We start from the raw sequence: 13,069 nt of genomic DNA on the forward strand, positions 1-13,069 counted from the left end.
TTTACTGCAATACTTTATGTTTACAATAAAATATTGTAATTGTCATATAGCCTATTATTAATATTACAATATTCAACATAGAGTAGAGAACTAATAACCACTTATGATATTACTTAGAAGTGGGAGAATACTTGTCTAAAGACAAGTTAAATAAGTTTAAATAATCTTGTTGGTAAGTATTGTAAAGATTAAAAAAGGCACTGTATATCAAGAAGAATTTTTATGATTTTGATAATATAAATATAGAAGCTTAAGATAACTATAAGGAGGAATTATAATATGCATGCATGGGAATCCATTCAAACTACACTAGAATTGATAGAAGAAAGGTTATCAGAAGAAATATCTATTGATGATTTAGCAAATGCAGCTAATTTATCACCATTTTATTATCAACGATTATTTAAAAGGTTAGTTAATAAGACCGTAATGGAATATATAAAGCTTCGTCGCCTTGCAAAAGCTTCTGAACATTTAGCAGAACATAAGAATCGTATACTTGATGTAGCCTTAAATTTTGGATTTGAAAGTCATGAGACATTTACACGTGCTTTTAAAAAAGCATATGGATTAACTCCAGAGGAATATAGAGCAAATCCAGTAAAACTTAATCAATTTGTTAAGCCAGAATTAATTTTAAATTATATTATGGTTGATGAAGGTGTGCCACTGATTGTTGATGATATAGTAATTGAAGTAACTCGCAGAAGATTGAGTAACCCAAGGACTTTTATTGGAATAGAAAAAGAAATACCTATTTGCCAGTTGATGGGTGGTGAGACAACTGGCATAGCGATAGCAAAGGAATTATGGATGAAACTTGGAAGTCAAAAACACAATATACCAAATAAAATCCCAGGTGGAAATGAATTTGCTGCTCTTTACATGGGAAGTGCAAAAGAAGGTAATTGTATGTATATGGCAGGTATAGAAGTGGAGCCAGGTACATTGGTGGAAGGATATAGTATTTTTGAGTTACCTGCTAAAGAATATTTAGTGTGTGGATTTGAAGCAGAAAATTTTAATGAGTTAGTTGATTCAGCTGTTTTTAAAGCGGATAAGTTTATGGAAAGATGGATGAAGAATCATAATTTAATAGCCACTGATTTTGCGATTGAAATGTATTATCCTACTACACCTGAAGTGGCATATATGGAACATTGGACTATTCCAGTGTCTATTGAACAATAGAAAGGGTGATGAATATGGATTGGCAAGATATGTTTTTTCAAGATAATAAACCAACACCTGAACAAATCAAAGCGTTTATCAATAGTCCATTATGGGACAATCTAAATAATGCTTTGACTTCAACTTATGATGTAGAGCCTAAGCTTGAATATAGTAAATGTTCAATGCAAAGAGGTTGGAATGTAAAATACAAAAAAAGAGGTAAATCATTATGTACTTTATATCCACAAGAAGGTTCTTTTAAAGCTTTAGTCATTGTAAATGAGAGTAATAGAGTGGAAGTTGACTTATTTATTAATACTTGTTGTGATTATATAAAGCAATTGTATAATGAGATAAAATTCTTTAATGGAAGTAAGTGGTTAATGATTCAAATAGATAGTATGTCAACATTAAATGACACACTTGAGCTTATTAAATTTAGAGTTTAATATATAAAACAGGGTGACTTATATACTCATCCTGTTTTTATATATTAACTTTTAAAAAATATTTAAAATATAATATGGTAGATACACCATTTCAAATTCTTAATTATTTTTCTAAGCAATATAGTTTTAATTTTATCATCTATTAATTGTAATATTGAAATTATTTAGTTTTTTATAAAATTATAATTTAAACTAAAAATTTTTGTAAACATACTATAAATGGCTCAATCAATATAAAAGTAATTTAGAACTTGAAAACATTAAATTAGCAGCTTTGATAACTAAGATATATGAAGAAAAGAATGGTTTTTTTTGGCTCTTTAAGGATGACTCTGCAGTTAAACTGAGAGTATAAACTTAATGTCAATCACAAGAGAGTGTACAGACTAATGAGAGCCGTAGGTCTAAGGTCTGTTTGTAGAAAAAAGAAATTCAGTTATGTTAAATGTACACCAGAAGTAATTGCTGGAAATGTATTAAGTAGAAAATTTAGTGCAGATAAAACCTCTTAAAAATGGTTAACAGATGTAACTGAATTTAAATTAACCAATGGGAGGAAGGTCTATTTAAGTGCAATTCTAGATTTAGGCGATAGAAGTATAATTTCATATGTAACAATAACTTGGTGTTCGAAACTTTTGATAAAGCAATAGAACTATATCCAAATGCAAAACCTATTTTTACATGGTTTAACTGTATAAAACAGTGGGTACAGTTCACGAAAGAGTAGCTTTAGTTTTGAGCTAAAAGTTAAGTTCAAAAAAAATCAATAATTTCTGGACTCTACTCTACAGCGATAGAGCATAGTCCTTCTTGCTTTTCATTACACCACAAAATGTGGATTTGATACAAATTTATATCTTTTTATTAATTCTTAGTATGTTTTTTTAAATGAATTAGCTTTTTAAGCATTGATATTGAATTTCCTTCATTGGTTGTTATATTAGATTTCTTGATTTTATTGTTATCTCCTATACTTATACTATTATCATATAGCTTAACTTGAATATATTGAATTATATTTTCTGGCTCTTTTCCATTTGTTTCTGATATATCAATATCGAGGTCATATAAATTTCCAAATTTTTTTTCAATAAGTAATAGTATATCTAAAATATTTACTTTTACTTTTGATATTATATCATTAACATCAGTTAAATCAATATTTACTGTAGCCTTTATATGTGTACCAGGTTTTTGTAATAAGTGATAATGTTCTGTATTTAGGAAGGCTATCGTCTTTATTGTATCCAGATAATTCTTTTGTTGCCCAGTTGATTGACATTTCATCATTTAAGCAATTTAAAATAACGACTAGATTTTGAAGAACGACTTCTATATCCATATTTAAATTTATGAAGTCCTTTATTAGATTGATATAAATATATAATAATCTGTTTTAGATAAGAATGAACTAAAAATTAAATGTAGAAATATTATTTTAAAAACCACTTTTTTACATCTAATGAAAAGTGGTTTTTAAAATGAGCAAATTATTAAAATTTACATAAAAAGTAATTTTATTTTACTTATATACCATAAGGACTACTCTTATATATATTAAAACAGGTATTTTATCAATATTATGGACAAATATAAAAAGCCTCTATGTCTAGAGATTTATGTATTTATAGACTAGTTAGAACTTTCATCATAGTTATTAGTTTTGTACTCTCTAGTAAATAAGAATGGTAAAAACAATATAGCATCAACTAGAATACTCCATAATAGTGATTCTAATGTAAATATAGATTCGGTACCTCCTTTAAGTATAATATAAACATTGTTATTTACTAAGTGGATTAATATTGGTGCCCAAAGGTTTTTGGTCTTCATATAGGTATATCCTAAAAATATTCCTATAAAGGTACAATATGATATATGGGAAATAACACAATAAAATGGGGTTTCGGGACTGTACAAAGTGACACAAAGAGGAAAATGCCAAATTCCCCATATAAAACCTAAAATTAATACACCAAATTTTTTGCCATAAATCTTTTGTAGTCTAGGTTGAAGAAAGTATCTCCATCCAAATTCTTCTCCAAAAAATAAATTAAAACCAAAACATAAATTTATAATTATATTTATAAATACTGTGAAAAATTTATTTACAATATTAATTGATAAACCTTCTTTATCAATAACACTTCTAACTATAATTAATATCAAGAATATTAATAGAATACCTAAAACTTTTTTGAAATTTTTACTTAAAGATAAATTTAAAACTTCAAATTGAAATTCATTGTAAAGAACAACCGCTAAAAGATAAAAAGATGTTAATGTATCTATTGTTGAAGAAATAATACTACTATGGATTAAAAATGTTTCAGCTATAGATATTACTATTCTCACAATTGTAGTTATAGCAAAAAACTTTAAAAATTTATCCACTGTTGAATCAAACTTGTAATTAGAAACTTTTTTTAGGACAACAATTGCTGAAAATGCAGGAATATACATAAATAATACAGAGAAGCTTGATATAAGTTCACTATTATTTGGTTTTGATATTGACCAAAATAAAAATATTGATGTAAAAGCAATCAGTAAAAAATTTATTAATAAGAAATAGTTTATTTCTTTTTTTATTATTTTGATATTATTTGACATATTAATTCCCCTTATCTTAAATTTTAAAATTATATATAATAATAAATTATATATAGAAATAAATATATATAGCAAATATTGAAAACTAACAAAAATATTTTTATATATTATTAAAGAACTAAAAAAAAGTTTGTAATGATTGTATATTATATGATTAAGTTATTTTTCGACATTCCTTACAATTAAGTCCGCATGTGTTTTTCTCCTGCATATTAATAGCGCCCCAATTAGCAAACTGTCGCAAAATAGGTACAATACTTTTACCTTTATCCGTTAATGTATATTCAACTTTTGGAGGAATTTCATTGTATTGTTTACGATGAACAATACCATCAGACTCTAAATCTTTTAATGATTGAGCTAGCATAGTATTTGTAATTCCATCTAATTTTCTTTTTATACTACTATACCTAATTGGATTATCAACTGCTAACATACATATAATAGGCAATTTCCACTTTCCACCAACAATATCTAATGCGTAACGTATAGGACAAGTTAATTCTTCAGCATTTTCAGTTATATTATTTTTATTATCCAAACTCATTTTAATTCACTCCTCAATTCCAATAGTATCTTTTTTATACTTTATCAGAAAAAACTGCATACTTGTTTTTTTCTTATTTTATATTAAAATTATATCAAAGGATAATCCTTAATACAAGTATTTAAAAGGGGTGTAGTAATTATGAAAGTATTAGAATTTTTGAACAAAGCAGGAGTTTATTATTTAGCAACAGTTGATGAGAACAATCAAGCACATGTGCGTCCTCTAGGATTTGTTATGGAATATGATGGCAAACTTACATTTTGCACATCTAATCAAAAAGATATGTTTAAGCAACTTATTTTTAATCCAAAGGTTGAGCTTTGCTGTATAGACCAAAAACTTAATACTCTACGTATTTTGGGTGAAGCAGTATTCGTTACATCAAAAGAAACACAAGCTAAGGCACTTGAAATAATGCTAAGTTTAGGTCAGATGTACTCTGTAGGAGACGGTAAGTTTGAAATATTCTCTATTGATAAGGCAAAAGTTAGTTGTTGTTCAATGAGTGGTAAAAAGATTGATGTAGAGCTTTAATTATAATAGAATCGACATTCATATTGAAAATAAAGAAAACGCTATTACTGAAATGTCGATAAATTTAACTTAAATTCAATAAAAAAGATTTTTAAATAGTGAATGTATAAAAATATTTAGTTATTAGAGTTGTATTTCAACAATGACATATTGTCTTGAATAATTACATAATAAAAATAAGAACAATTAAAATTTGTTTTCTGATGAAGTAAACTTTCTTTTAAAAAATATTTTAACTACGAGTGACTTTTCTTAAATATGAAGAAAATATGATAATTATAAAAAATTGCTACTTATTATTTGTATATTTTTTCATATAAATAATAAGTAGCATAACTTTATAAATTAATAGTGATAGAATATAAACTAATAGATAAGATATAATTTTAAAAGGAGTGATATAAAATGAGCAAATATAGTTCTTTATGGGAATATGTCAAGAAAAATGGTAACCAATCATTTAAATTAACTTTTGAAGAAATAAAAGATATTGCAGGAATAGAGATAGACCATTCGTTTTTAAAATATAAAAAAGAATTAAATGAATATGGATATCAAGTAGGAAAAATCTCTTTAAAAGAGAAGATTGTTATTTTTAATAAAATTGATTAATATATTAATAATTACATATAATAAAATAATTTATATTGACTAACATTAAAATTAAAAATAAAGTAAATCTTATACAAGACTTACTTTATCTTTAGTTGATACCTTTTTAAGTTTTATACTATAAGGTATATATAAAACTGCACCTATTAAAAATGTTATAATTTCTGTTACTGTCATAGACCATATTAGCCCATCAAGTCCATAAAAATAATTAAGTAATATTACTATAGGTATATACAATCCACCTTGGCTTATAGACATTATACCTGTTTCAATGCCTTTTCCTGATGCTTGATATATTGTCATAAATAAAGATGTAACTCCATTGAATAAGGCAGATACTAACATAGCTACCAATACATACGTTCCTATTTCAATAACTGACGTATCAACTGAGAATGTTTGTATTACTTGAGTTCTAAATATATAAACAACTCCTGAAAATACAACTGCGATTACAAATATGAATAAAGCAGAATACTTTATACTTTCTTTTAAACGAGGTATATTCTTATTAGAAAAATTATATGCTATAAGTGGCATTACACCTAAAACAATACCCATAACAAAGAATTCTGGAATTTGAGCAATTCTAAGTGCTATACCAAAACTAGCAACTATGTTATTTCCATATTGCATAGAGTAGTTATTGGATAATAATGTAGTCACAATTAAGAAAGAGCATTGGATTAATTGGGATACACCAACTTTATATATTTCAACTTGACTGTTTATGCTGATTTTTATGTAATGTAAAAACCCTCTAAGGTTCTCGCTTTTAACATTTAAATACCAAACATAATAAGCACTAGATGCAATGTTAGAAAGTATCATTGATAATGCAGCACCATACACATGCATATTAAGAACTAGTATAAATAAAACATCTAATATGATACTAACTATTACACTTATAAACATACCATACATAGATTCTTTTGATGCACCTTCAGACCTTACAATTTGTTCAAGAGAGAAGTTCAATATAATAGAAAATCCGCCAACAAATAGTGTAATTGCATATTGTTTTGTATATTCAAATGTAGTCATATCGGAACCTAATAATCTAATAATAGGATTCATTAGTAAGTAGCCAATTAGACCTATCAATAGACCTGTTATAATACTTGCATAAAAAGTATATCCAGCAATTTTCTTGGCTTCATCACTATTATTTTGTGCAATTAGCCTAGTTATGAATGTACTACCACCAACGCCAAACATATTTCCAAAAGCCATTAGAATTGTAAATATAGGGAGTCCCAATGTTATTGCACTAAGCATAGCTGTGTCATGAACTAAACCTATAAAGTAGGCATTAATTACATTATAGATAGTTCCAGCTGACATTCCTATCATCATAGGAATAGATAAATAAAGAATAGTTTTTTTTATTGGTTCTTCTTTTAAATATTTAATGTTTGATTTTTCATTTTCCATGTTATCCTCCTAAATAATATGATTTATAATGATAAGGCACCTTATGAAATATATTATACAGGTACCTTAATAATTTTGCAACATATTTATTAAGGTACCTGTATATTTATTTTATATTTAGACAACATATGGATTTAAAAATGAGGTTTTTGAAAATAGGAGTTATTTTAATGAATATGGAATGTAGGGTATTAAAGAGATGTATAAGACTTTAAAATAAATAAAAGAGTAAAGTGATAAGATAATGAATATCTAACCATTTACTCTTTTTGTTTTATTTATTTAACTCTTTTTATTTTGAGTTTTAGAAGTGAATAAAATATACAATAACTATGGTTTCTTTTATATTTTATGACTACAATACATTTTATTCAAAGTAAAATAAATCTTCAAATTTTTTATCTAGAGCTATACATAAAATAAGTGCTAATTTTGCTGTTGGATTAAACTGACCTGTTTCTATTGAACTAATAGTGTTTCTTGACACGCCGACCATTTCAGCTAGCTGACTTTGAGATAATTTTTTCTCTGTTCTTGCTATTTTTAAGTGATTTTTTAATATTAATTCTTCATTCATATTGCTTACCTTAATGATGATAAAACAAAATTAGTTAATGAGAATATAGTTGTAATTAAGAAACCAATAGCCAAAATTAAATTCTTTTTTTCATGTGTGAATTGGTATTTTGCTATATTTTCAGCAAGACCAAATGTCCAAAATAAAGCAGATACTGCATCACTCTTTTGTCCAATAAAGGCGTTAAATATTACAATGAAAGCGAAGACACATATGAAAATTGAATATCCTATTTTTCTGCCTTTATTTTCAATATACTCTAAGCCTTCATCTTTAGTGGATTGACGACTCTTACTTAAAATTTCTTCTTTATTCATGTAAGATACCTCCTATTTGGATGCCAAGTTTACTTGGTACTTTTATTATACTTATGACAAGTTTACTTGTCAAGAACTTTGACAATAAAACTTGAAATGAGTATAATAAAAATCAATAAAAAAAGACAAACTTAATTAAATTAAAAATGTATTTTTTATTGAAATACTATAATAATATTCTATTGAACTAATAACCAAATTTAAACTTAGAATCTAACATACAGTCTTTATTATCTTAGCAGGGATACCTGCAACCACAGTATTTGGAGGTACATCATTTGTGACTATTGCTCCTGCAGAAACAACAGTATTTTCACTTACTGTAATACCTGGCATAATCATTGCTCCTGAACTTAACCAAGCATTCCTCTTTATAACTATGGGTGTAGACACAGTGGAATGTCTTTCTGAGGGCTCTAAAGGAGGGTTTATTGTTATAAGATTTACCTTAAGGTCCAATCAGTACATCATCTGCAATCGTAATTCCGCTTCTATCCATGAATGTACAAGCATGGTTAATAAATACATCCTTTCCAACTCTTATATTTTCTCCAAAATCTGTATAAAATTGTGGTATTAAATATAAGCTTTCATCAACATTAACACCTGTAAGTTTAGAAAACAATTCCCTTATTTCCTTTTTAGTATGATATGATTTATAAACTGTACAATATCTCTACATAAAACTCATTATGTTTTACTCAATTCTTAAATAGAGTATACTACTTGGAGTTAACTACAACACAAGCCTTTTTTATTATTTAAGAATAAATAATTAATTTTTATTAAAAATCTATAATTAAATATTAATATTAGTATTGTTCATATAGAATGATTCATCATGTATGTAAATTAAAGTTTACATATTTCAAACTTTGCTTTGTAGAATCATTGAGTTTAATACTTTATAATTGAAATATAATTATTTTTACCTTGAAAGGAGTTTAATATATGAATTTAGGAGACAAGATTACAAAGCTAAGAAAGAAATATAATTATTCTCAAGAATTGTTGGCTGAAAGACTAAATGTATCTAGACAAACTATTAGTAAGTGGGAATTAGGGCAAGCTAAGCCAGACTTAGAAAATATAAAAAATATATCAAAGCTATTTAATATTACTTATGATTACTTAATCGATGAAAGTAATTTATGTTCTAAAGATGTAACTGATAATATTAGTAAGGATGTTGACTGGACAAAAGCATGGAGCTCTAAGTATCCTATTTTAGAAACATATGTTGACATAGAAGGGATAGAAAAGTATCAAATAGCTATTGAAGAATTATATTCAAGATTTGAAAAGGAATACAGGATGAGCAATGAGAATAATGTACTCATATTAAAAGATATTTTATACAAGACGTTTAAAAAACATGATAAATAAAAAATATATTTGGATATATTCATATGTGGTTTTGTATAAAAATGTGGAAATGATTGGAATAAATAAAAAATTATATAAATTGAATTTTAAAATATATTTAAGCAGGTATCTAAGATACCTGCTTATTTGTTTCTCTATGGTTGATTTTTTCATCAAAAGTCAACTTCAAATCGCTTGTTAGGTTTATGTATTTAAGGATATAATTATACAAAGGAGGCGTTGATATGAATGAATTAAACATTGCAAAAACACTAATTTTAAAGCGTAAAGAAAAAGGAATTACACAAGATGAACTTGCAAATTATATAGGTATCTCTAAAGCTTCTGTGTCTAAATGGGAAACTGGGCAAAGTTATCCTGATATCACTTTTTTACCACAACTTGCGACATATTTCAACATTACAGTTGATGAATTAATTTGCTACGAACCACAAATGATTAAGGAAGATATTAATAAACTATATCAGCGATTGTGTAAAGATTTTACTGTTAAACCATTTGATGAAGTTATGGATGGAATAAGAGAAACCATAAAAAAATATTATTCATGCTTTCCTTTGATTTATCAGATGGGTATTTTGATAATTAATCATTATGACCTTGTAGATGAAGAAAAACGTGAACTATTAATTAGTGAAGCATTAGAAATTTTTATTCGAATACGAGAAACAAGTGATGATATAGAAATTTGTCGTCAGTCAAAAGGTATGGAGGCAACTTGTTATATCTTGTTAAATCAACCTATAGAAGTTATTGATTTATTTCAAAATAGCAATTTTCCCATGGTAAATGAAAGCATACTTCTTGCACAGGGACAAATGATGAATGGTCAAACTAATGAAGCTAATGAAACGTTACAGATTGGAGCATATCAGAATCTTACATTATTAGTTCAAGATTTAGTGGGACTTCTGCAAAACTCAGATAAATCACAAATTGAAGAAATAGAAAGACGTATTTTAATAATTTCAGATACATTTGACCTTAATGAATTATCTCCTGGTGTTATGTTTTCTGTATATTTGACTCAGATACAAATGAATTTAATACATGGAAATACTAAAGGAGCTATTAAGTCGTTACAAAGATATGTAGATTTGGCAATAAGTGATATATATCCAATTATGCTACATAGTGATGACTTTTTTAATCATATCGATTGCTGGATTTCTGAGATTGGAACAGGTATTACACGTGATGATACAATTGTAAAGGCAGGTATTGTTGCTGCTATTAAGAATAATCCTATGTTCTCTGTATTAAATGAGAACAAAGAATACAGATTTCTTATAGAAAAATTATCTTTATTGGAGGAATAAGATTATGGAAAATTTAATGGAATATCTACCACTTTTACTTCCTGTTATTATTTTAAATTTAATACTTGTAATTACTGCACTTATTCATATAATAAAACATCCAAATTATAAAATTGGTAATAAGGCAATATGGATTATTTTAGTGCTATTTATAAGTATAATAGGTCCAATTTTATATTTCACTATAGGAAGAGGTGATGAATGATGAATATTGTTTCAATAAATGGGTTATCAAAAAGTTTTGGTAATCGAAAGATAATAGATAAGCTAAATCTTACTGTACCAGAAGGGTCAGTATTTGGATTTGTAGGTAAGAATGGTGCAGGCAAGACTACAACAATGAAAATGGTGCTTGGGTTACTTGAAGCAGATAGTGGAACTATAAATGTTTTTGGTGAGAAGGTGACTTATGGAAGAACAAGTTCTAATCGCCATGTAGGTTATCTACCTGATGTTCCAGAGTTTTATAACTATATGAGACCACTTGAATATCTTTCTCTTTGTGGAGAAATCACAGGGCTTTCAAAACAAGAAATAAAGTTAAGAAGTGAAGAGTTGTTGACACTTGTGGGACTTGGAAATGAAAAGAAACGAATAGGTGGATTTTCTCGTGGAATGAAGCAACGTCTTGGGATAGCTCAAGCATTACTTTCACGCCCTAAATTACTTATTTGTGATGAACCAACAAGCGCACTTGACCCTGTTGGGAGAAAAGAAATATTAGATATTATGTTTAAAATCAAAGACTCAACAACTGTAATATTTTCAACACATATACTGTCTGATGTTGAAAGAATTTGTGACCATGTAGCTATATTAAATAACGGAAGCATTGCTCTTAGTGGTACACTTTCAGAAATAAAAAGTATGCACGGAAAAGATAGACTTTTATTGGAGTTTTCAAGTAATGATGAAATCCAAGCATTTAAGTCTAGTAGTAGCATTAAATCCTTACTTAAAGATTCAGAAGAAACTAATATGGAAATTATTTTCCATGGTAAAGATATAAAATCAATACAACAAACAGCCATATCTACACTTGCAGAAATGAATCTTTGTCCAATAAAGATGGAATTAATAGAATTGTCACTTGAAAATTTATTTTTGGAGGTAGTAAAGTGAGAGAATACATAGCATTTACAAAAAAAGAATTTGTAGAGAACGTAAGAAATTATAAATTATTTAGTTTGATTATTTTATTTTTAATATTTGGAATAATGAGTCCTCTTTCTGCTAAATTTATGCCAGACTTGATTGCTCATTTTGCCCCAACTTTAAAAGTTACTGCTCTACCAACTGCTTTAGATTCTTGGACACAGTTTTCTGGCAATATTTCTGGTCTTGGAATGAGTTTAACTCTAATTATTTTTTGTAATATTTTATCAAACGAATATTCTAAAGGGACACTTGTCATTATGTTGACTAAAGGATTGTCACGTTCGTCTGTAGTATTGTCTAAATTTTCTATTGCAGTAATTATTATGACCATTGGTTTCTGGCTGAGCTTTTTATGTACTTATGGTTATACAATGTATTTTTGGCCAACTGCAAATCTTAATCATGTTGTATTTTCAGCATTTAACTTATGGATAATTGGTATTATGTATATTACTATATTAATTCTTGGATGTGTACTATTTAGACCAGCATTTGCAAGTGTATTACTTGTATTAGTAGTAACTCTTGCTTTGAGTTTAATTTCTATTCCTAAGCAGATTGCACCTTATACGCCTAATTTCATATTATCAAAAAATATAGATTTGATTTCAGGTAAAGTGACGGCTCCAGAATTTATTATTCCAATCATTGTAACAATTATTATTTCGATAGTGTGTCTGTTATCAGCTGTTATTTTATTTAATAAAAAACCAGTTTAATGATATCTTTATTATAAATGTAAATAGCAATATATTGTGTAGAAATAAACTTAATAATGTATGAGAATATATCTAAGTAAAAAAGACTTGAACTTAAGTTTCAAGTCTTTTTTTGTTTTAGTCGTACTCATTATATTTTATAATAATTAAATTATTACATTAAGGAATTGTTTAAAAATAAAAAAAGAGATATATTATAATCTAGTGATTATCAGTTAT

At 26.8% G+C, this 13,069-nt stretch carries 17 protein-coding genes and 1 pseudogene; 10 read left to right on the forward strand and 8 right to left on the reverse strand.

The genetic code is table 11. The features are described from left to right. Positions 1-279: 279 nt before the first annotated feature. From IC213_RS12225 to IC213_RS12235, 3 genes and pseudogenes are all read left to right on the forward strand, one after another. Positions 280-1,191, forward strand: coding sequence for a helix-turn-helix domain-containing protein (locus tag IC213_RS12225; protein ID WP_227863111.1), 912 nt, complete (start codon positions 280-282; stop codon positions 1,189-1,191). A 14-nt stretch (positions 1,192-1,205) separates the two neighbouring features. Then, positions 1,206-1,622 (forward strand): DUF3788 domain-containing protein, encoded by a 417-nt coding sequence (locus IC213_RS12230; protein ID WP_227863112.1) that lies wholly within the window; start codon positions 1,206-1,208, stop codon positions 1,620-1,622. Between the two features lie 362 nt (positions 1,623-1,984). Beyond that, positions 1,985-2,134 (forward strand): annotated as a pseudogene (locus tag IC213_RS12235) (IS3 family transposase); the annotation flags it as partial. Between the two features lie 647 nt (positions 2,135-2,781). Here IC213_RS12235 and IC213_RS21325 read toward each other — a convergent pair. The 3 genes from IC213_RS21325 to IC213_RS12250 form a co-directional block, all read right to left on the reverse strand. Next, positions 2,782-2,967, reverse strand: a complete 186-nt coding sequence (locus IC213_RS21325; RefSeq protein ID WP_413927303.1) for a hypothetical protein — start codon at positions 2,965-2,967, stop codon at positions 2,782-2,784. A gap of 290 nt (positions 2,968-3,257) precedes the next feature. Next, complete coding sequence (locus IC213_RS12245) at positions 3,258-4,238, reverse strand: CPBP family intramembrane glutamic endopeptidase (protein ID WP_227831401.1); 981 nt, start codon at positions 4,236-4,238, stop codon at positions 3,258-3,260. A 154-nt stretch (positions 4,239-4,392) separates the two neighbouring features. Next, positions 4,393-4,785, reverse strand: coding sequence for a winged helix-turn-helix transcriptional regulator (locus IC213_RS12250; protein ID WP_227863114.1), 393 nt, complete (start codon positions 4,783-4,785; stop codon positions 4,393-4,395). A 141-nt stretch (positions 4,786-4,926) separates the two neighbouring features. On the opposite strand from IC213_RS12250, the gene IC213_RS12255 reads away from it, so the two are divergent. Both IC213_RS12255 and IC213_RS12260 read left to right on the forward strand, forming a co-directional pair. Further along, on the forward strand, positions 4,927-5,322 hold the full coding sequence (locus tag IC213_RS12255; protein WP_227863115.1) for a pyridoxamine 5'-phosphate oxidase family protein: 396 nt from the start codon (positions 4,927-4,929) through the stop codon (positions 5,320-5,322). Positions 5,323-5,727: 405 nt separating this feature from the next. Next, entirely contained in the window at positions 5,728-5,934 is a 207-nt protein-coding gene (locus IC213_RS12260) for a hypothetical protein (protein WP_227863116.1), read from the forward strand. A gap of 69 nt (positions 5,935-6,003) precedes the next feature. On the opposite strand, the gene IC213_RS12265 is transcribed toward IC213_RS12260, so the two are convergent. The 5 genes from IC213_RS12265 to IC213_RS12285 all read right to left on the reverse strand — a co-directional run bounded on the left by IC213_RS12265 (position 6,004) and on the right by IC213_RS12285 (position 8,893). Then, positions 6,004-7,374 (reverse strand): MATE family efflux transporter, encoded by a 1,371-nt coding sequence (locus IC213_RS12265; RefSeq protein WP_227863117.1) that lies wholly within the window; start codon positions 7,372-7,374, stop codon positions 6,004-6,006. A gap of 367 nt (positions 7,375-7,741) precedes the next feature. Then, entirely contained in the window at positions 7,742-7,951 is a 210-nt protein-coding gene (locus IC213_RS12270; protein ID WP_021382875.1) for a helix-turn-helix transcriptional regulator, read from the reverse strand. Between the two features lie 5 nt (positions 7,952-7,956). Further along, positions 7,957-8,268 carry a DUF6442 family protein gene (locus IC213_RS12275; RefSeq protein WP_227434703.1) on the reverse strand — a complete coding sequence of 104 codons (312 nt, stop codon included), beginning with the start codon at positions 8,266-8,268 and terminating at the stop codon, positions 7,957-7,959. A gap of 213 nt (positions 8,269-8,481) precedes the next feature. Beyond that, entirely contained in the window at positions 8,482-8,727 is a 246-nt protein-coding gene (locus tag IC213_RS12280) for an acetyltransferase (protein ID WP_227863118.1), read from the reverse strand. Beyond that, entirely contained in the window at positions 8,717-8,893 is a 177-nt protein-coding gene (locus IC213_RS12285) for a hypothetical protein (RefSeq protein WP_227863119.1), read from the reverse strand. The genes IC213_RS12280 and IC213_RS12285 overlap by 11 nt, the downstream gene beginning before the upstream one ends. Positions 8,894-9,219: 326 nt before the next feature. Between IC213_RS12285 and IC213_RS12290 the strand changes: the two genes are divergently transcribed. The 5 genes from IC213_RS12290 to IC213_RS12310 all read left to right on the forward strand — a co-directional run bounded on the left by IC213_RS12290 (position 9,220) and on the right by IC213_RS12310 (position 12,850). Further along, positions 9,220-9,654, forward strand: a complete 435-nt coding sequence (locus IC213_RS12290; RefSeq protein ID WP_227831398.1) for a helix-turn-helix domain-containing protein — start codon at positions 9,220-9,222, stop codon at positions 9,652-9,654. A gap of 224 nt (positions 9,655-9,878) precedes the next feature. Further along, the gene (locus IC213_RS12295) at positions 9,879-10,973 is read left to right on the forward strand and encodes a helix-turn-helix domain-containing protein (protein WP_227863120.1); all 1,095 of its coding nucleotides are present in this window, start codon (positions 9,879-9,881) and stop codon (positions 10,971-10,973) included. 4 nt (positions 10,974-10,977) lie between these two features. Beyond that, entirely contained in the window at positions 10,978-11,178 is a 201-nt protein-coding gene (locus IC213_RS12300) for a PLD nuclease N-terminal domain-containing protein (RefSeq protein ID WP_227434707.1), read from the forward strand. Then, entirely contained in the window at positions 11,175-12,095 is a 921-nt protein-coding gene (locus IC213_RS12305) for an ABC transporter ATP-binding protein (RefSeq protein WP_413926951.1), read from the forward strand. Before IC213_RS12300 ends, IC213_RS12305 begins: the two co-directional genes overlap by 4 nt. Further along, positions 12,092-12,850, forward strand: a complete 759-nt coding sequence (locus IC213_RS12310) for an ABC transporter permease (RefSeq protein WP_227863121.1) — start codon at positions 12,092-12,094, stop codon at positions 12,848-12,850. The genes IC213_RS12305 and IC213_RS12310 overlap by 4 nt, the downstream gene beginning before the upstream one ends. The last annotated feature ends 219 nt before the right edge of the window (positions 12,851-13,069 follow it).

The sequence above is a fragment of the Clostridioides sp. ES-S-0049-02 genome (genome assembly GCF_020658465.1).
Taxonomy (GTDB): Bacteria; Bacillota; Clostridia; order Peptostreptococcales; family Peptostreptococcaceae; genus Clostridioides.

Coding starts and splice junctions, on each gene's coding strand:
- IC213_RS12225 (WP_227863111.1), top strand. CDS start 280: ATGCATGCATGGGAATCCATTCAAACTACACTAGAATTGATAGAAGAA.
- IC213_RS12230 (WP_227863112.1), top strand. CDS start 1,206: ATGGATTGGCAAGATATGTTTTTTCAAGATAATAAACCAACACCTGAA.
- IC213_RS21325 (WP_413927303.1), bottom strand. CDS start 2,967: ATGGATATAGAAGTCGTTCTTCAAAATCTAGTCGTTATTTTAAATTGC.
- IC213_RS12245 (WP_227831401.1), bottom strand. CDS start 4,238: ATGTCAAATAATATCAAAATAATAAAAAAAGAAATAAACTATTTCTTA.
- IC213_RS12250 (WP_227863114.1), bottom strand. CDS start 4,785: ATGAGTTTGGATAATAAAAATAATATAACTGAAAATGCTGAAGAATTA.
- IC213_RS12255 (WP_227863115.1), top strand. CDS start 4,927: ATGAAAGTATTAGAATTTTTGAACAAAGCAGGAGTTTATTATTTAGCA.
- IC213_RS12260 (WP_227863116.1), top strand. CDS start 5,728: ATGAGCAAATATAGTTCTTTATGGGAATATGTCAAGAAAAATGGTAAC.
- IC213_RS12265 (WP_227863117.1), bottom strand. CDS start 7,374: ATGGAAAATGAAAAATCAAACATTAAATATTTAAAAGAAGAACCAATA.
- IC213_RS12270 (WP_021382875.1), bottom strand. CDS start 7,951: ATGAATGAAGAATTAATATTAAAAAATCACTTAAAAATAGCAAGAACA.
- IC213_RS12275 (WP_227434703.1), bottom strand. CDS start 8,268: ATGAATAAAGAAGAAATTTTAAGTAAGAGTCGTCAATCCACTAAAGAT.
- IC213_RS12290 (WP_227831398.1), top strand. CDS start 9,220: ATGAATTTAGGAGACAAGATTACAAAGCTAAGAAAGAAATATAATTAT.
- IC213_RS12295 (WP_227863120.1), top strand. CDS start 9,879: ATGAATGAATTAAACATTGCAAAAACACTAATTTTAAAGCGTAAAGAA.
- IC213_RS12300 (WP_227434707.1), top strand. CDS start 10,978: ATGGAAAATTTAATGGAATATCTACCACTTTTACTTCCTGTTATTATT.
- IC213_RS12305 (WP_413926951.1), top strand. CDS start 11,175: ATGATGAATATTGTTTCAATAAATGGGTTATCAAAAAGTTTTGGTAAT.